At 38.7% G+C, this 18,237-nt stretch carries 14 protein-coding genes and 1 rRNA gene; 4 read left to right on the forward strand and 11 right to left on the reverse strand.

Annotation, left to right across the window (positions count from 1 at the left end):
- The first annotated feature begins 9 nt into the window (after window positions 1-9).
- Together argH and MOK21_RS22380 are read left to right on the forward strand one after the other, a co-directional pair.
- A complete protein-coding gene (gene argH, locus MOK21_RS22375; RefSeq protein ID WP_249076154.1) occupies window positions 10-1,524 on the forward strand; it encodes an argininosuccinate lyase in 1,515 nt (504 codons plus the stop codon).
- Window positions 1,521-2,468 carry an N-acetylglucosamine kinase gene (locus MOK21_RS22380; protein WP_249076155.1) on the forward strand — a complete coding sequence of 316 codons (948 nt, stop codon included), beginning with the start codon at window positions 1,521-1,523 and terminating at the stop codon, window positions 2,466-2,468. Before argH ends, MOK21_RS22380 begins: the two co-directional genes overlap by 4 nt.
- Window positions 2,469-3,312: 844 nt before the next feature.
- Here the strand turns inward: MOK21_RS22380 and MOK21_RS22385 are convergent.
- The 4 genes from MOK21_RS22385 to MOK21_RS22400 all read right to left on the reverse strand — a co-directional run bounded on the left by MOK21_RS22385 (window position 3,313) and on the right by MOK21_RS22400 (window position 7,203).
- Window positions 3,313-4,608, reverse strand: a complete 1,296-nt coding sequence (locus MOK21_RS22385; protein WP_283164865.1) for a transglutaminase domain-containing protein — start codon at window positions 4,606-4,608, stop codon at window positions 3,313-3,315.
- 113 nt (window positions 4,609-4,721) lie between these two features.
- Window positions 4,722-5,876: a transglutaminase domain-containing protein gene (locus MOK21_RS22390; protein WP_249076157.1), complete on the reverse strand. Its 1,155-nt coding sequence runs from the start codon at window positions 5,874-5,876 to the stop codon at window positions 4,722-4,724.
- A 234-nt stretch (window positions 5,877-6,110) separates the two neighbouring features.
- Window positions 6,111-6,371, reverse strand: coding sequence for a metal-sensitive transcriptional regulator (locus tag MOK21_RS22395; protein WP_053993550.1), 261 nt, complete (start codon window positions 6,369-6,371; stop codon window positions 6,111-6,113).
- A 124-nt stretch (window positions 6,372-6,495) separates the two neighbouring features.
- Window positions 6,496-7,203, reverse strand: a complete 708-nt coding sequence (locus MOK21_RS22400) for a glycosyltransferase family 2 protein (RefSeq protein ID WP_249076158.1) — start codon at window positions 7,201-7,203, stop codon at window positions 6,496-6,498.
- Window positions 7,204-7,400: 197 nt separating this feature from the next.
- Here MOK21_RS22400 and MOK21_RS22405 point away from each other — a divergent pair, with 197 nt between their 5' ends.
- Window positions 7,401-9,338 carry an SEL1-like repeat protein gene (locus MOK21_RS22405; RefSeq protein ID WP_249076159.1) on the forward strand — a complete coding sequence of 646 codons (1,938 nt, stop codon included), beginning with the start codon at window positions 7,401-7,403 and terminating at the stop codon, window positions 9,336-9,338.
- Window positions 9,339-9,920: 582 nt separating this feature from the next.
- On the opposite strand, the gene MOK21_RS22410 is transcribed toward MOK21_RS22405, so the two are convergent.
- The 6 genes from MOK21_RS22410 to aceA all read right to left on the reverse strand — a co-directional run bounded on the left by MOK21_RS22410 (window position 9,921) and on the right by aceA (window position 17,006).
- The gene (locus MOK21_RS22410; protein WP_249076168.1) at window positions 9,921-11,291 is read right to left on the reverse strand and encodes a sensor histidine kinase; all 1,371 of its coding nucleotides are present in this window, start codon (window positions 11,289-11,291) and stop codon (window positions 9,921-9,923) included.
- The gene (locus MOK21_RS22415) at window positions 11,291-11,962 is read right to left on the reverse strand and encodes a response regulator transcription factor (protein ID WP_249076160.1); all 672 of its coding nucleotides are present in this window, start codon (window positions 11,960-11,962) and stop codon (window positions 11,291-11,293) included. The genes MOK21_RS22410 and MOK21_RS22415 overlap by 1 nt, the downstream gene beginning before the upstream one ends.
- Before the next feature lie 134 nt (window positions 11,963-12,096).
- Window positions 12,097-13,194, reverse strand: coding sequence for a DUF1648 domain-containing protein (locus MOK21_RS22420; RefSeq protein WP_249076161.1), 1,098 nt, complete (start codon window positions 13,192-13,194; stop codon window positions 12,097-12,099).
- 3 nt (window positions 13,195-13,197) lie between these two features.
- Entirely contained in the window at window positions 13,198-13,593 is a 396-nt protein-coding gene (locus MOK21_RS22425; protein ID WP_249076162.1) for a GntR family transcriptional regulator, read from the reverse strand.
- A gap of 419 nt (window positions 13,594-14,012) precedes the next feature.
- Window positions 14,013-15,611 (reverse strand): malate synthase A, encoded by a 1,599-nt coding sequence (aceB, locus tag MOK21_RS22430; protein ID WP_249076163.1) that lies wholly within the window; start codon window positions 15,609-15,611, stop codon window positions 14,013-14,015.
- 111 nt (window positions 15,612-15,722) lie between these two features.
- Window positions 15,723-17,006: an isocitrate lyase gene (gene aceA, locus MOK21_RS22435; protein ID WP_249076164.1), complete on the reverse strand. Its 1,284-nt coding sequence runs from the start codon at window positions 17,004-17,006 to the stop codon at window positions 15,723-15,725.
- A gap of 214 nt (window positions 17,007-17,220) precedes the next feature.
- Here aceA and MOK21_RS22440 point away from each other — a divergent pair, with 214 nt between their 5' ends.
- The gene (locus MOK21_RS22440; protein WP_249076165.1) at window positions 17,221-17,892 is read left to right on the forward strand and encodes a LytTR family DNA-binding domain-containing protein; all 672 of its coding nucleotides are present in this window, start codon (window positions 17,221-17,223) and stop codon (window positions 17,890-17,892) included.
- Window positions 17,893-18,023: 131 nt separating this feature from the next.
- On the opposite strand, the gene rrf is transcribed toward MOK21_RS22440, so the two are convergent.
- A 5S ribosomal RNA gene (rrf, locus tag MOK21_RS22445) occupies window positions 18,024-18,139 on the reverse strand.
- Window positions 18,140-18,237: the final 98 nt, after the last annotated feature.

The raw sequence follows: 18,237 nt of genomic DNA on the forward strand, positions 1-18,237 counted from the left end.
GCAATTAATATGTTTGAAGATTTCCGCAACAAAACACAGCAAGAAGACGGGAAGATCTTCCCCTCTAATATTTATCGTAAAATTGTCTTACAGCCGGCTTATGATGAAGCCAAGAAAAACTTTTTAACAATCATGTTGCAAATCAATATTGCACACTTAAAAATGTTAGAAGAACAGGGACTAGTAAAAAAAGAAGAGGCTAAAGACATTGGCGTTGCTCTTAAAAAAATAGACTTAAATTATTATCGTATAGAGGATTACAGCCCGAGATATGAGGATTTGTTTTTCCGCATCGAAAATAAATTAATAGAGCTTGCTGGTGATGTTGCTGGGAATCTTCACATTGGAAGAAGTCGTAATGATATGGGCATTGCCATCTATCGAATGACGTTAAGAAAAAAATTGTTATTGCTTATGCGTGAATTACTGACATTACGGGATGATTTAATCGCAGCTGCCGAGGAGCACGTGGATACAATTATGATTGGCTATACACATACGCAGCAAGCACAGCCAACTACTTTTGCGCATTATTTGAAAGCTGTCATCGATCAACTTGAACGAGATTTTGAACGTTTACAGCATGTCTACAAAACGGTGAATCGTAGTAGTATGGGAGCAGCGGCATTAACGACAACAGGCTTTAATGTTAATCGAGAACGCATGCGTGAGTTATTGGCTTTCGATGATATTATCGAAAATGCGTGGGATGCTGTTGCAGGTGCAGATTATATTGCCGAAGCAGCAAGTATTGTTCAACTTGCGGCACTCAATCTTGGCCGCACCTCCCAAGATTTCTTACTATGGGCTACACAGGAATTCAATGCCTTTACGCTAGCAAGTCCCTACGTGCAAGTTAGCTCTATCATGCCACAAAAGCGCAACCCTGTTTCGATAGAGCATACACGCTCATTGCTATCAGCAGTTGTTGGTGATGCTAGTACAGTATTACAAATGGTACATAATACACCTTTTGGAGATATCGTAGATACAGAGGATGATATGCAACCGTATTTATGGCGCGCCATTGATCGTTTAATAGGTATTTACAAACTGTTTGGTTCGCTTGTTGTCACGATGGATGTAAACAAGAAAAAACTAAGAAATCGAGCAGAAAATAGCTTTGCCAATGTCACAGAGCTTGCCGATACGCTAGTGCGCTCTGAAGAGATTTCTTTCCGCCAAGCACATAGTATTGTTAGTAAATGTATTAAAGTATTGCTCTCTCATGGCGAAGAATCTCTAGCAAGCCTTACATGGGGGCTTGCCAATACACAATCTAAATTAATTACTGGTAAACCATTAAAAATTTCTGAGGAAGATTTTTATAACACATTAAAACCAGAGACTTTCGTAGGCGTCCGTACCTTACTTGGCGGTCCAGCACCTGCAACAATGAAAGCCTCTCTCGAACGCTCCAAGGCAAATTCTCATAATCTTAATGAATGGGTTCGTGTAAAGGAATCTCTGATTGTTGAGGCAGAAAAACAATTAACAGTAATTATAGAGGAATGGAATCAATGATGGGATGGCTACTTATTATTGACGGTGGTGCTACAAAAACGGCATGTGCGCTCGTACATGCCGAGTCTGGTGAAATAAAATATACAACATCAACAAGCGGCTCGAATTATCAAGCAATCGGCATTGCATCTGCAACAGAAATATTGCAAGCATTATTAGCAAATGTGCAGCACTTTTTGCAACAGCAAGATGATTCGAATATTGCGGTTGCTACCTTTGCAATGGCTGGGATTGATTCCCCAAAAGATCATGAAGTCGTATCAGCAATCATTCATAATGCTGTATCGGCATTACAATTAAAAATAGAAACGCTACTTATAGAAAATGATGCACAAGCCACTTTACTTGGTGTTACTGCTGGACAGGCAGGTGCATTACTCATTGCTGGAACAGGAGCCATTGCGTATGCATTCGATGGTATGCAAATAGTACGTGCTGGAGGCTGGGGGCATCGTGCAGGAGATGAAGGCAGTGGCTATTGGTTAGGGCAAGAGGTTATCCGAGCTATTTTCCGCATGGAAGATGGCCGCGGTGAGCCAACCATATTAAAAGATGCTGTCTATGATTTTTTACGGATCCAAGATGTTACAGAGTTAGCTTCATGGCTTTTCCGTCCATCTTACACGAACGCGCAGCTTGCAAAAATGGGAGTATTTTTGGCAGATGCCGTGACCAAAAAGGATTCATGTGCCATTCAAATATCAATGCGCGCCGCCCATGAATTAGTACTCCTTGCATGCGCTGTATTAGGGAAAGCTGGTTATCAAAGTGGAGCATTTCGCCTTTATTGTAATGGTGGTGCCATTAAGCATAATCCATTAATTTTTAAAACCTTTGTACAGGAAATGAAATCAAAATATCCGCAAATTGAAGTTTCTCTATGCCAGCATCAACCCATCCATTATCTTATAGAACGAACAAAAAGGGCCCATGACAGTTTGTAATGTCATAGGCTCTTCATGATGTTGAAAAACTATTTTGTTCAATGCAATTAAGGTGTCTATAAAATAAAGAATGACTCTTCTACAAAGCGAGGGGTTGATTTCCGTTCCGACTGGGCGCTTTGCCGCTGACGCTTCGCTCCGCTGCAGGGTCTCGGGCCAACAGATGTCTTTTGCGCGAAAGCGTAGTGCTAACGTAGCGGCAGCAGCACCGATGTTGGTCACGAAGGCGTTATCATAGGATGTGATGATTTTAGCCTTCGTTCCTCTATTGCTGATCCCCAAGGAGTCGCCCAGTCTCCACTCCAATCAACTTATCCACATGACATACGTTTTAACAAAAATGACATCCAACTTTTTAGTTTGGGCGGTACCTTTCAGGAGTTATCGCCCAACTTTTAAATTTTATCTACCAACTTTCATGTTTTATCTACCAACTTCTGAATTTTATCGACCAACTTTCACGTTTTATCACCTAACTTTTAATTTTTATCAACATCCACCTTCCGAAGAGCAAAAAGGATTCACACACAAAACTGTGCGTGAATCCCTTTACTTTATCAAATAGCGTTCTTTCTTAATTGCACAAATTAAAAATTCTACGCTATCATTGATTGGAGTGCGAGACAGACGAGACCCTGAGGCCAACACGATGTTGGTCACGAAGGCATTGTCACAGGACGTGACACACTTAGCCTTCGTTCTTTTTGCGGAGGAAGCGGCTCGACGCTCGCCCGCAGGAAGCTTTGCTCTGTGCGAAAGCGTAGCGACAGCTACAAAGCGAGTAACCCGTAGCGGAGATCAGAGCCTTCAAATAAATTATATCGCTTCTATTTCGTTGATAAAGTTAAAGCGGCATTTTTTTCAGTTCATTCGTCGTGAAATATAAATAGCTATCCTGCACAAACAAATCCTTCGTTTCTTCCCTATTTAATATTTTTTCCCCGCTTCCATCCGGACGAATTTTCGTTAAATACGCTCCGTGTGAATAATTACTAAAATATAACCAGCCATCTGCATAAACGATATACTGTGCACGTGAATTAGAGACTCGTTTCGATTTCCCTGTTTTTACATCAAGCACGTACAATTTATTATCATCAGAGATATTACTATAAAATATTTGTTGCCCTACCTGTGTAGCGAAATCTATATTGTGAAAGTAGTTATACATTGTACTTGTAGCCTTCGGGTAGTCCTTAGCAATCCACGTATGATCTTTTGCCATCGTTCTATCATCCACTAAGAAATATTGATAGCGAACCGCCCCTTTACGATCAGGCACCGGGTCATTCCATGTTGTATCGAGGTGATACCATCGACCATCCAGTTTTACTAAATTCCAAGCATGTCCTTCCTGTCCGACATAGCCCACTATATATTTTGTTTCTATACCTAGCTTTTGTAACATCGAATGAGCCAGTAATGCATAGCCCTGACAAACGCCACCATGTTCTGCAAGCACTGTATAAGCGCTATGTGGACTTGAATTCGTTTGATCCGTATAGGCGGTATTGGTTACAATATAATCATTAACAGCCCTAACCTTTTCAACATCACTTAATGATTTTTTATTGATAGAGGCTACAATCTCTTGCACATTCATGCCAACGAATGCTGCCTGCTCTGGTGTCATTAAATAACTTTGCTCCCCAAATATTTTGGCCGTTGTTCTTCCATATTCGAAACGAATTGAATGTTTACTAATATGTCCATATACATAATCATCTCGTTTTATAGCATTTTCATAGGCTTCTTCCACTAGCTGTTCAATCCGTTTTGTATCGCCTTTATATTTAATCTCAAAATTAGGTGAAAAACTACTGTAGTACGCATACATCGCGTCAGCCATTTCCTTTGCATTTGTTACAACTAACTTTGCTTCAGGCTTTTTGGCTAAAGGAGCTGTAGCGGCTACCCCTTCTTCAGAACTTTCTTCTATAGGTGTGGCCGTTTCAATGGAGGTATTCTCTGAAAGCTTTGCAGTAACGTCTATGATTTTTTCCTTTGTCGAAAGAAGCATCGTTTCTATTTCATCATTATTTGCCCAAGTGATCACTTGTTGTACAACTGCTTTACCAGCCGTATAAATAGGGTCAATAAAAATAATGATCATTACGATAATAGCTAGTTTTTTCCACAAAATCCTCACCTCCAACCGTGTTCCTGTTTTCATTATATACAAAAAAAGCACAAAGAACTCACTTAGAAGTCCTTTTGTGCTTTCATTTTTTAATAGATAGGGATATTTGAATCTTATTTTATTTTAAGCTTCTGATCTTTCCCCTTAACACTATAAACTAAATACTTATCATTAATTCTTAAATCAGTAACCGCTTGCTTCACTAGCACCTCAGTTTTTAATGTTTTAAGATTTAATTTTGTTAAATAACCACTATTGCTGTAATCACTGAAATATAAAAAGTTATCCGCTCCTGTAATATACAAGGCACGCTTATCAATGACCTTTGTTTTCTTACCAGTTGCTAAATCAAGCTTATACAATTTATCTTTATCTGCCTTATTACTAAAATACAATGTTTTATTAACCTGATGGGCAAAATGGACATTTTGCATATAGCTATATTTTGTACTTGTTGCAGCAGGATAATTCGAGGCGATCCATTTATGATCTTTCTTAAGCTGTGCATCTGTTACTAAGAAATAATCGTACGAAGAAGTGCCAAAACGATTTGGTAATGGATCATTCCATGTTGTATCTAAATGATACCATTTACCATCCACCTTTACTAAATTCCATGCATGTACCTCGTTACCATTAACTTTTCCAACAACATACTTTACATCGAATCCAACTTGTTTCAACATTTTATAAGTTGTTAACGCGTAGCCCTGACATACTGCTTGTCCTTCCATTAACAATGCGTAAGCACTATGGGAACTAGCCTTTGTTTTAGTACCATATGTAGTATTTGACACAATATAATCATTAATCGCTTTTACTTTTTCGAATTCGGTCATAGAAGGTTTAATAATCGTTTTTACTATTTGATCAACCTTTTTTTGTACGGCTACTTCTTGTGTTTGGTTTGTCAAATATTTCACATTAAACTTTACATTGCCTGTTGAGTCTGTAGAAATAGATGTACTTTCCATATGCTCACTCGCATAGACTGCTTGCCCCTTTGCTTTTTCAAAGGACTCCATAAGTTTCTTTTTAAAATCAGTCATTGGTCCACTATATGTAATTTTAATTTCCGGAGCAAAATTATTTAATTGCTTCACGATTTCTGCTGTGAATTGATCCCAAGTAGATACTTTCGTATTAGCTACTACATGATAAGCAATCGCTGAGGAAGTATTTACTGAACGAGTATCTGCATTTTGAGCATAAGCTGCTGTTGGGCTTAACATCAGTAATGCGGCACCGCTTATTATCCATCTTTTCACAATAAATCACCTTACCATTTGTTATATTCTTGTAATTAGAATAACAAAGGAAAGGACTATAAATCTATCGGACAAGTTCACTAACTGTGACTTTTAACCATTTATGCAAAACACAATGCATAGGCACAAAATCCCATTTATAAAATATAAGTATCGAATCGAACTATATATTTGCAAAAAAATGAAAACCCACTTATTTAAAAGTGGATTTTCTATAGATAGACTTCTCTTTTTTTAACGGCTTTTTACGACTAAATTTACTGCTTCTTGAATCGCTTCATTCATTTTCTCGCCATCGCCTTCAGCATTTTGTACACATTCTAAAAGATTCGTACTTACAATGACACCAACTGTACGATCTACTGCTGAACGTACTGCAGATAATTGAGTAATGACTGCCTTACAGTCCTTTCCCTCTTCCATCATTTTCAAAATTCCACGTAGCTGACCTTCCATTCGTTTTACACGGTTTTTTACTTGATCTGAATATTCCATCATTATCATTGCTCCTTCTTTCCATACTCGCTACGTTCTTGAGTAATTATTATTCTTTATCTAGCACATTATTTCAAACATTTATGCCTCGCCATAATTGCGTCCGGAGGCTTTAACGTATTCGTTATTTTTTCCTTGGTTTTAAATAATTCATAAGCATTTTCGCAATAATTGACCCTGCATTTGTTATTTCATCATACTGTATAACTGTATTTTTCTTTATTCGTAACTGACCTATCTCTACTTCAAAAATGGGACACTTTCTTTTAAGCGCAGCAACCAACATATTCGTGTCATAGTCATATCTTTCACCTTTTACTTTTATTAGCCATGGTAGCTCATTAAAAGAAATAAACCGTAAACCTGTTTGTGTATCCATTAGTTTTCTATGATAGAGGATTTCAAAAAACAAACTTGTTGCACTGTTACCCCAATATGATAAAAACGTGCTGTCTGCTGAATGAAAGTTTCGTACACCTAACACAATTCCTTCAGAAAATACCTTTGTCATTGTTAAAACTAGCGTTACATCTTGTAAAGTATGCTGTCTATGAGCGCCTACTGTAATGACACCTTGAAATTTCTCCTTTTGAGCCATTACATAGTCAAAGGCTGTTTTTAGTGCGCCTCCCTTACCAATATTATTGCTATGCTCTAGCACTCGACAGCAGTCAATCTTTTTCAACTCCTCAAAAACAACTGTATATTTTGGATCGCTGCCATCATTGACAATAATAACTTGGCTAATGGTAGTGGCTAATAATTGATGGACATAGGTTATAAGTGACTGTTGTGGATTATATGCTGGTATAATTGCTGCAATATTTTTCATTATTTTTATCCCCCGGATAACATAAAACTTTGGCATATGCACTTTTTAGTAATTGCTACCTCGAATTTCTACAAATCTCCTTATACCACATAGTATCACGTAACGCGGACAATTCAACAATAACGCTATTTTCCCGATATATGAAAAAAGAAGACATCAATCCCGATTTCGAGGATGAGAAGAAAAAGAGAAACTTTATGAGAGAGGTGAGTTCTATCGTCATACAATATGAAATTCTCCAAGATCAATGTAAGAAATTAAAAGCTTTGAGCTTCATTGAACTGGCAAAAAATTTACAGAATGCTAGCGAGCTTGCCATTGCAAAGCCAGCTCTATCTCTACAAAACTCACTCCTTGTACTGGAGAAAATTTTATATGAGCTTTATAAGTTGCAAATGCATTCCGAACCGAAACTAAAAAATATTCGATCATTACTTAATGATCGTAGCTTTGTTGCAAAAATTCATCCACGTCGTATCTATTTATTAATGAATCTTGTAAGTAAAATGACTTCTAGTAATAGTAGTGAAGTTGTGGAAGTAAAGGCAGCAAAAATTGTTCTCGATTATATAAGTGATATTGTAGAATGGTTTATCGAACGCTATGACCGTAGCTTAAAGGAAAAATTGATTCGCAAAGGCTCCCACTTCGAAGATATGACTTCAGTTTTTGATATAAATATGCTACTTCAAAATGACCAGTCAACCGAGGCCTATAAAAGTGCTGCCCATTGGTTTGAGCTTGCCGCAAAACAAGGGAATGCAAGTGCTCAATATAATTTAGGTGCTCTTTATAATCAAGGACGTGGTGTTAAGAAAGATTATGCAGTTGCAAAAATGTGGTATGAACGCGCTGCTGCGCAAAATGATGGAAATGCGCTTTATAGCTTAGGCGTGCTCTATCATTTAGGTCATGGTGTTGTACAAAATTATGAGGAAGCCGCTAAATATTATATAGCTGCTGCCCATTTAGAGAACGCAGATGCTCAGTACAATCTAGGTGTCCTATATAATCAAGGGCTTGGTATGCCACTAAATTTTACTGAGGCTGCAAAATGGTATATGCTAGCGGCGAATCAAGGCAATACAAGCGCCCAAAATAATCTTGGATTCCTTTATCATAACGGAACTGGCGTTGAGCAAAGCTATGAGGAATCTATAGCTTATTTTGAAATGGCTGCATTAGCGGGAGATGCAAGTGCTCAATATAATCTTGGTTATATGTATCTTAAAGGCCGCGGCATCTTGCAAGATTTTGAAGAAGCTGCAAGTTGGTTCCATTTAGCTGCTCTTCAAGACCATACAAATGCAGAATTTCAATTGGCCATGCTATATAACACTGGACAAGGTATTCCTCAGGATCACCTAGAGGCTATAAAATGGTTTAAGCTCGCAGCACACAAAGGACACTTAAATGCTCAGTACTGTCTCGGTATGCTCTATGTTAAAGAAAACGATATAACTTTAGCTGAAAAATGGTTACAGTTAGCCGCTACCAAGGGACATATTAGCGCAGGCTTTGAACTTGGACGTATTTTTGTATACCATCTTCGGCAACCTGAGAAAGCCCTTCCTCACTTCAAAGCGGCCGCTGAAAAGGGTTATGCTAATGCTCAGTACGAGCTCGGATTATTATATGAAGCTGAATTGAATTATGTCGAAGCAGTAAAATGGTGGAGAGCTGCTACTGATCAGTCCCATATTCAGGCTGAATATCAATTAGGGTTATTATATGAGCACGGATTGGGGCTCGAACAGGACTTAGAAGAGGCACGGCGCTGCTACCGGTTAGCAGCCATCCAAGGACATTCAGGTGCTCAATATCAACTCGGTAATTTATTTGATAAGGGCAAAGGTGTCCATCAGGATTATACTGAGGCTGCAAAATGGATTGAACAAGCTGCCGCTACAGGACATCCCAAAGCACAATATCAATTAGCCCAAATGCACAGTCATGGACAAGGGGTGCCGAAGGATTTTAAGAAGGCTGCCCAACTGTATCGACTGGCTGCCAATCAAGGGCATCAAAAAGCACAATTCCAGCTTGGTATGCTTTACAAAAAAGGACACGGTGTTGCTCAGGATTATACTGAGGCAACAAAATGGCTTAAAAAGTCTCTTGAAAATTTAAAATAAAGGGCTTATTAGCCTAACGTGAGGTTGATTTCCGTTCCGGCTGGGCGCTTTCCTGGGGGCGTCCGATGAGCCGCTTCACTCGCTTTGCTCGCTCCAGGGTCTCGGGCCAATAGGATGTTGGTCACGAAGGCGTTATCACAGGACGTGATGCTTTTAGCCTTCGTTCCTCTATATCGCTGATCCCCAAGGAGTCGCCCAACCTCCACTCCAATCAACTTATGTATGACATATGTTTTAACAAAAGTCATCCCTAACTTTTAGTAATGAACCGAATAAAGCTATTTTTCCTAAAAAATACCGTGTCACCCCATAACGACAGTGACACGGTATTTTCTAGTTTTTCATTTCTTTGTTTGATTCACCATAAATGTTACAACGATGAATAAAGCAAAGCTAATTAATAGTGTTGTTCCACCTACTATAAAGAAGATCATTGTGAACGTACTACTAAATTAAATGGATTTAAATTGTAGAACCACATACAGGCGTATACCCCATTTTTGTTCAATAAGATAACCCCCTAAACTTTTATAACTTAGTCAGCAGTTTATCCCGTGAACATGAACTTTCATAAACTCCTCATTACAGTTTTGGTAAGTGAACACGGACCTTTGTGCCAGCATTCATAACACTGTCCATATGAACCGATCCTCCATGTAGCTCAGCAATTTGCTTCACAATGGCTAGTCCAAGCCCGGTACCTTGCTTAGTTCTAGACGTATCCACTCGATAAAAGCGCTCAAATACCTTTAGTAGTTGTTCAGCGGTCATTCCTATGCCACTATCTTCAAAGAGCACTTCAACTGAAGTTGAGGATTCTTGCAAATGAATATGAATTTCTCCACCTTCGACATTATATTTAATGGCATTCGTCAATAAATTATCCCAAACATTTTGTAATAGCCCTGCATCACCATCATATGTTACTGGTTCAAGCTGATACGATAATTGTACATTAGCTTCTTCAAGCTGCCAGCGATACTTTCTTACGGTTTCCTTTAATTGCTCATCTAAACGATAAGGTTCACACTTTAGCAACCTTGTAGATTGATCGAGTGACGTTAGTAATAGTAATTGCTTCGTTAATGTCGACAGACGCTTCGTTTCTAGCTCAATAATCGTTGTATATTCCTGCCTTTCCATATCGGTCAGCAAGGGATTCTTTAGTAAATCTACATAGCCTTGAATATTCAACAATGGCGACTGAAAATCATGAGACACATTACTAATAAACTCTTTACGCATTCGATCATTTTCTTGTAATTTTTCTGTCATAACATTAAAGCTAACCGCTAATTGTCCAATCTCATCTGCTCGATCTATATCTAGTAGCGTATCGAATTTTTCATGTGCAAGCTGATTAGTTGCTTCTGTTAGTTGTGTAATAGGGCGAATTAAAGCCTTAGCAAAAAGTAGCATTGCCAATAGACTAAGTACTGTCATCGCAAGAATAAGTCCACCAAGTATCGTATGTACCTCAGAAAACAACAAGCGAATATCTGGCCTAATAAACAGCGCATACTGCTTATTTTCATAAGTGAATGGCACACCTATCGTATTAATTAACTCATTCGCAAAAAAGCCTGTTACAAAAGTTTCTTTAGGGAAATTACGCATACCATGATAAATTTCTCCGTTTAAGACATGCTTGACTGTATTGGACGATAGCGTTTTATCACGATACTCACCACCGTAGAAATGTCCTTCATTATCAGTTGTTGCATAAATTTGATAACCTATTTCACCGAGAGTCGTTAAATAATTATTTAAATCGTCAGGCTTAGACGATTCAATGTATGTCGCAATATCTTGCGCAATCTTCACATTTTTAGCATCATTTTTTTCCTTCACAACTTGATGATAATAAATATTCGTCGCTAAAAAGCCGATACACAAGCTACCAATCATAACGAGTATCGTCGTGACAACAAATTTACTATATAACGTTTTCATCATGTAATAACCTCAAGCTTATAGCCAACGCCGCGCACCGTTGTAATCTCAACACCTGTTTCATAACGATGCAGACGCTCACGAATCCGCTTCACATGTGTAGTTAAAGTCTGTTCATCTCCATCGTAGTCATAGCCCCACACTTGTTCCATAATAAAGCTACGTGTAAACACCTGATTCGGGCGAGATGCTAGTAATGCCAATAGTTCAAATTCCTTTAAAGGTAAAACAAGTGTATCTTCCCCAATGACAACTTCAAAGCTTCGACGATCAATCACGATCCTGCCTACCTGGATGGTTACCTGATTTTTCTTATCTAATCTACGCAATATCGCGGCTATGCGGAACAGCAATTCTTTAGGTTCAAAAGGCTTCACAACATAGTCATCTGAGCCTGCCAAAAATCCTCGTTCCTTGTCTTCAAGCTCGCCTTTTGCTGTTAATAACAATACAGGTATATCGTAATCCGTGCTCAATGTCTTGGTTAATGTAAAACCATCCATTCCCGGCATCATAATATCTACAACAGCCAAATCAGGCAAGTTTCCTTCAAGTAATTTCAGGGCCTGTTGTCCGTTTTCCGCCTGTATTACCTGATAGCCCTCTCTTGTCAGATAAATATCCACTAGCTGTAAAATATGTACATCATCATCTACAACGAGAATTTTCATTCAGGTTTACCTCCATCCAACTTGTTTCCGGTCACTACTTTAACAAAAAATCCGCCCCATTCACGGACGATCTGCAAGTCTTGCAATGATCGCTTACAGGAATGTAACGAATTTTTAATAACTCCATGTTTATATTATAACGAAAAAAAAGAAATCAATAGCAATATAAATAACGGCAAGCCAATTACGATATAGCCTCGTGGATTTGCAAAATTCATCGTCCAACCGACCCCAAAGCGTTTCTCTACAAAAACGGAAGGATCTTGACGATTTATATAAATTAATCCGCCCTTCCAATAGCGGTCCTCATCAACATCCATTACTTCTGAAACCACATTGTCTCCATAGTTCACCCTCAGCTTACGTTTTTTCCATGCGTAAATAAGGACTGATCCAATAACAAGCAATAAGAACAAAATAAATACCGGTAATAGTCTTTTTCCTGTAGTCATTGAAGGATAGATATTGCTTAGCTGTAATACTGTAAATAATATAGTAAAAGCATAGCTTAATAACATAATGCTCCAGCTCATATACTTTCGACTTTTTAGCTGATCTTCCAATGATTCTTCCTTACGATTAACAGCCAACTTGATTGCTGAACGCTTTATAGAATCTACACTTCCCCACATCATACATTGCATCATCAGCATAACAAGCGGCAGTGAAACCGCAGTAAAATATGTTTTGCTTCTCCAAGAATCCGCTTCACCGTTAGGTCCCCAGTGCACAGCAATATGATCCGGTATTTGGTCATAATGGAGGAAAGTAAAGATAATTAAAAACACCGTAACGCCAAAAGGGATTACATAGAACGGCCACGGAAGCATTTCATCACGACTACGCGCCGTTAAGTCAACTGCACGCACTTGTTTGATAGTCAAACCCCATTGCTCTTCCTTTTTGAGTTTGGAAACCTTTTGGTGGTTTATCCAATATAAGGTCATGCTGATTGCAAGCATTGCAAATAAGCAGCTAAGTAGTAAAATACTTTGCGCGAACTCAGATAGTGCAAAGTATTCATAGCTAACGATCATTACCATGAATAACACAATACCAGAAATTCCAACGATTTGAGCATAATGCTTTTTCATCCTACGTAATGCCAGATGTTTTACATTTTGTTCAGGTATAGTAACGCCAAAAATGATTGTCTCGCGTACTATATACGGAACAAATACTTGTAGAGCTAAAGTTATGATGTAGACAGTTGAAAAAACGAAAAGTAGCATGTGCTACACCCCTTCTACAGGTATTTGTAAATCGGAAAAAACCTTTTTCATCATGTGCTCGATTTGCTCAACTGTTGCGCCGAGCACCATTCCTTCTACCACAACAGGCTTTAAGTTTTTTTCAATTTGTTGTAATTGTTCAGGAGTTAACGATCGCTCCTCTGTTGAACGAATAATAGCACCTGATTTGGCTCTAATTGTGATGATTCCTTTTTCCTCTAACTCATGATAGCTTTTATTAACCGTGTGCATATTTACACCCAGATCAGCAGCTAAATTACGTACAGATGGTAGAGTATCTCCAGGTTTCATTTCACCTCTTGCAATTCCCTCCATAATTTGTCGTGTTACCTGTTCATAAATTGGTACATCAGATTGTGGCTCTATTTGTATAAACATTCATATCATCTCCGTGATTGTTATATAAACAATATAACAAATAATCATTCTTTGTGCATAAAGAAAGAGATTGAATGTATGAACAATAGAAAAAGGAAATGTCTCAAGTTTAAATCGAGACATCCCCTTTTAACTGTAGTTATTTCTGAACTAATAATAAGATAAAAAAACACCTTACAAGCTCCCCATCTAAGCTCGTAAGGCATCTTTCACCCCATATAAATCTCTTTACTCTTATTAATAGACCCCTTTTTGTCACCGCGCTCACTTTTCTGTACTCGAACGGGGGAACAGACCCCGCTCGTACTTAGGGGAATAAGGTGGACTCCATTCGAGTTTAGTCCACAGCACTTTAGGAAAGTTTAGATATGTTCAATTAGTAGATTCGTATCTTAAACTAATTATGCCTCAGCAGCAAGTTAAGCTAATTTTTCGTAACCTGGAAGTGTCAAGAATTCCACAAATTCGTCTTGTTCAATTAAAGATTTAAACAGCTCAGCAGCTTCTTCATAGCGACCACTGTTATAGGCTTGTTCCCCAACAGCCTCTTTAATTTTCATAAGCTCTTCCTCCAGGATGTCTAGTACAAAGGACAATGTAATACCACGACCATCATCCAAGATACCTTTAGGGTGTCGAATCCATTGCCACACTTGCGTACGAGAGATTTCGGCCGTTGCAGCATCCTCCATTAAGTTGTTAATCGGTGCTGCTCCGTTGCCTCGTAGCCAAGAAGCAATGTACTGAACCCCTACACTACAGTTAATACGAAGACCTTCAAGCGTAATTGTCCCTTCTGGAACAGCTACTAAATCTTCCGCTATAACATTTACATCTTCACGCTTTTTATGGATTTGGTTTGGTGTCGTCATAATCGCATCAAACTGCTCCATTGCAGTTGCAACCATACCCGGGTGTGCTACCCAAGTACCATCATGGCCATCTGTTGCCTCGCGACGTTTATCTTCTGCAACCTTTGCAAACGCTACTGCATTTGCATCATCATCCCCTTTAACAGGGATTTGCGCTGCCATACCGCCCATCGCAGGAGCATTTCGTTTATGACATGTTTGAATACATAAAGACGTATATGCCTTCATGAATGGTACAGTCATTGTTACTTGCCCACGGTCTGGTAAAATTACATCCGGTTGATTGCGGAGACGTTTGATATAGCTGAAAATGTAATCCCAACGTCCACAATTTAGACCTGCTGAATGTTCACGCAGTTCATATAAAATTTCATCCATTTCAAATGCTGCTAAAATTGTTTCGATTAATACAGTAGCCTTAATTGTCCCTTGTGGAATCCCAATATAATCTTGTGCAAACACAAAGACATCATTCCATAAGCGTGCCTCCAAATGGCTTTCAAGCTTCGGTAGATAGAAATAAGGCCCCGTACCTTGTGCCAATGCATTTTTAGCATTGTGGAATAAATACAGACCGAAATCAAAGAAACTACCAGAGATCGGTTCGCCATCCACTAGTACATGCTTTTCAAGTAAATGAAGACCACGTGGACGAACTAATAACACAGCTGTGTTGTCGTTTAATTTATACGTTTTACCATTTGATGCTTGTGTAAATTCAATTGTCTTATTAATAGCATCACGCATATTAATTTGACCGCCAATCATGTTTTCCCATGTCGGAGCAGATGCATCCTCAAAGCATGCCATAAACATTCTTGCGCCAGAGTTTAATGCATTAATAACCATTTTACGGTCCACAGGTCCTGTAATTTCTACACGGCGGTCTTGCAAATCTTCTGGAAGTGGTGCAATTGTCCAATCTCCCTCACGGATATGCTTTGTTTCTGGTAAGAAGTCGAGTTTCTCACCTGCATCAAGTTGCTTTTGGCGTTCTTGACGAGTCTCTAACAGCTCTTTTCGACGAGCATCGAATTTTTCATGCAGGGCAAGAACAAACTCAAGGGCTTCTGGTGTTAAAATTTCTTTTGTTTGCTCGTTTTGTTCCCCAACAATTTTAAGCTTACCTGTTGTTGCTTGTTCCATTAGTTGTTTCCCCCACCTTTGCGATTTTAAGTAGTCATCCCCCGCTTTAGGAGGAGCGAGGGAGACTGATCTATGATTATGAATTTAGGAATACGCGTACTTTATGAAACTTTATACGAATTGCTCTGTTTCTGTAGAACCAGCCATCGCTGTTGTAGAAGAAGTACCACCAGAGATAACTTGAGATACATCATCAAAGTAACCAGTACCTACTTCACGCTGGTGACGTGTAGCTGTATAGCCTTTTGATTCTGATGCAAACTCAGCTTGTTGTAGCTTAGAATATGCAGCCATCCCATTGTCTTTATAATCATGTGCAAGCTCAAACATTGAGTGGTTTAATGCGTGGAAACCAGCTAATGTTACGAATTGGAATTTATAACCCAATTTACCTAGCTCACGTTGATACTCTGCGATTTCTTCTTCTGATAAATTTGCTTTCCAGTTGAATGAAGGTGAGCAGTTGTATGCTAGCAATTTACCTGGGAATTTAGCATGAATAGCTGCCGCAAATTCACGAGCTTCCTCAAGAGATGGTTTAGAAGTTTCACACCAAATTAGATCCGCATATGGTGCGTATGCTAAACCACGAGCAATCGCTTGTTTGATGCCTGGTTTTGTACGGAAGAAGCCTTCTGGAGTACGTTCACCAGTAATGAACTCAGCATCACGTGGGTCGATATCAGATGTTACCATATCAGCAGCATCAGCATCTGTACGAGCGATTAAAATTGTCTCAACACCCATTACGTCTGTTGCAAGACGGGCAGCAATTAAGTTACGAACAGCATTTTGTGTTGGAAGTAAAACTTTACCGCCTAAGTGACCACACTTCTTCTCAGAAGCTAATTGGTCCTCTAAGTGAACACCAGCAGCTCCAGCTTCAATCATACCTTTTACAAGCTCAAATACATTTAGAGGACCACCGAAGCCAGCCTCAGCATCTGCAACGATTGGAGCAAACCAATCAAACTGATCAACACGTCCCTCTGCATGATCAATTTGATCTGCACGTTGTAAAGCTTGATTAATACGCTTAACTACTGCTGGTACAGAGTTTGCTGGATATAAGGATTGGTCAGGGTACATTTGACCAGAAAGGTTAGCATCAGCAGCTACTTGCCAGCCTGATAAGTAAATTGCTTTTAGTCCTGCTTTTACCTGCTGTACCGCTTGATTACCAGTTAATGCACCTAATGCATTAATGAACGGTTCTTCGTGTAAAGAGTTCCAAAGTCGAGCCGCACCTTTAGTTGCTAAAGTTTGTTCAAGTACAACAGATCCCTGTAGCTTAACAACCTCTTCAGCTGAATATGCGCGTTCAATACCAGCCCAGCGAGGGTTCTCTGCCCATTGTTTTTCTAATGCTTGGATTTTTTCTTGACGTGTTGACATATTGAAATTCCACCTTCCCCTTTGTATACAATATACTCTGTTAAAAAACTTTTAATCTACTGTTCCATAACAGGTTTATTTGTTATAAATTAATATATAACAGTACATCTGAATTTTCATTATTTTTAGATAAAATACCAAATTTTAATGATGAAACCGCTTTTTTTAGCGACGAAATTTGGTAAACTGTTTACAAACAAGGGGGATATTCACAATGAACAATGAGTTTAATTCTTTGCCAAAAGATATTTCACAACAGTTTATTTCAATGTTAAAAGACTGGGTTCCAGCCAATTCATCCATTGCAATTGCTGCTGAAAACTCCTATATCTATTTTCATTCTGGACATCAAAACATTAACTTGGAAATTGGCCAACAAGTACAATCGGGAAGCATTGCGGAGCAAGTACTGCGTACGAGGAAACGAACAGACGCCGTTTTAGATAATTCATTATTTGAAACACCGTATTATGGGATAGGTTACCCTATAAATATTATCGATGTGCCTGCAGCACTCGTTGTAGTCTTACCTTCAACTTTTACCGAAAAGAAACTAGAGCCTTTTCAATTTTTAACTGGAAAGAAAGAAGAAGAATGGAATCCTGTTGCAATTGAAAAAATTTCTCATATTGAAAGCCTGCAGAAAAAAACGTGGTTTTATGTGGAGGGAGAACAATTTAAAACAAGTATTACACTGAAAGAACTTCAAATGCGTCTACCGTCATCATTTATTCGCATTCATAGATCTTATATTGTTAATATTCATTTCATAAAAAAAATGGCTCGTGATCTTACTTCAAATTTTATTGTCACTCTAAAGGATGGCAGTGAGCTACCCGTTAGCCAATCTTATTTGAATAATCTTCGAAACGCTCTTGAATTCTAGATTTTCACCTTGGCGAATTGTTGTTGCTGTAACACACTGCGAACTGACAGAAAAGGCTGTCCTATACATTTGTTGTATAAGACAGCCTAAAAAAATAAAAAAGCCTGAGGAAAATACTCAGACTTTAGATTGCCTAGCGACGTCCTACTCTCACAGGGGGAAGCCCCCAACTACCATCGGCGCTAAAGAGCTTAACTTCCGTGTTCGGTATGGGAACGGGTGTGACCTCTTTGCCATCATCACTAGACATATTTAATTGAAAGAATTATTCTTTCAAAACTGGATAAACGGTGCATTGAATGTTTCAAACGTTTTGGTTAAGTCCTCGATCGATTAGTATTCGTC

The organism is Lysinibacillus sp. BPa_S21 (genome assembly GCF_023337795.1).
Taxonomy (GTDB): domain Bacteria; phylum Bacillota; class Bacilli; order Bacillales_A; family Planococcaceae; genus Lysinibacillus.

Bases quoted from the DNA above. Each gene is read 5' to 3' on its own strand.
- MOK21_RS22415 (WP_249076160.1), bottom strand. From the start codon at position 11,962: ATGAAAATTCTCGTTGTAGATGATGATGTACATATTTTACAGCTAGTG.
- MOK21_RS22410 (WP_249076168.1), bottom strand. From the start codon at position 11,291: ATGAAAACGTTATATAGTAAATTTGTTGTCACGACGATACTCGTTATG.
- MOK21_RS22405 (WP_249076159.1), top strand. From the start codon at position 7,401: ATGAGAGAGGTGAGTTCTATCGTCATACAATATGAAATTCTCCAAGAT.
- MOK21_RS22425 (WP_249076162.1), bottom strand. From the start codon at position 13,593: ATGTTTATACAAATAGAGCCACAATCTGATGTACCAATTTATGAACAG.
- MOK21_RS22380 (WP_249076155.1), top strand. From the start codon at position 1,521: ATGATGGGATGGCTACTTATTATTGACGGTGGTGCTACAAAAACGGCA.
- MOK21_RS22395 (WP_053993550.1), bottom strand. From the start codon at position 6,371: ATGGAATATTCAGATCAAGTAAAAAACCGTGTAAAACGAATGGAAGGT.
- MOK21_RS22400 (WP_249076158.1), bottom strand. From the start codon at position 7,203: ATGAAAAATATTGCAGCAATTATACCAGCATATAATCCACAACAGTCA.
- MOK21_RS22420 (WP_249076161.1), bottom strand. From the start codon at position 13,194: ATGCTACTTTTCGTTTTTTCAACTGTCTACATCATAACTTTAGCTCTA.
- argH (WP_249076154.1), top strand. From the start codon at position 10: ATGTTTGAAGATTTCCGCAACAAAACACAGCAAGAAGACGGGAAGATC.
- aceB (WP_249076163.1), bottom strand. From the start codon at position 15,611: ATGGAACAAGCAACAACAGGTAAGCTTAAAATTGTTGGGGAACAAAAC.
- aceA (WP_249076164.1), bottom strand. From the start codon at position 17,006: ATGTCAACACGTCAAGAAAAAATCCAAGCATTAGAAAAACAATGGGCA.
- MOK21_RS22440 (WP_249076165.1), top strand. From the start codon at position 17,221: ATGAACAATGAGTTTAATTCTTTGCCAAAAGATATTTCACAACAGTTT.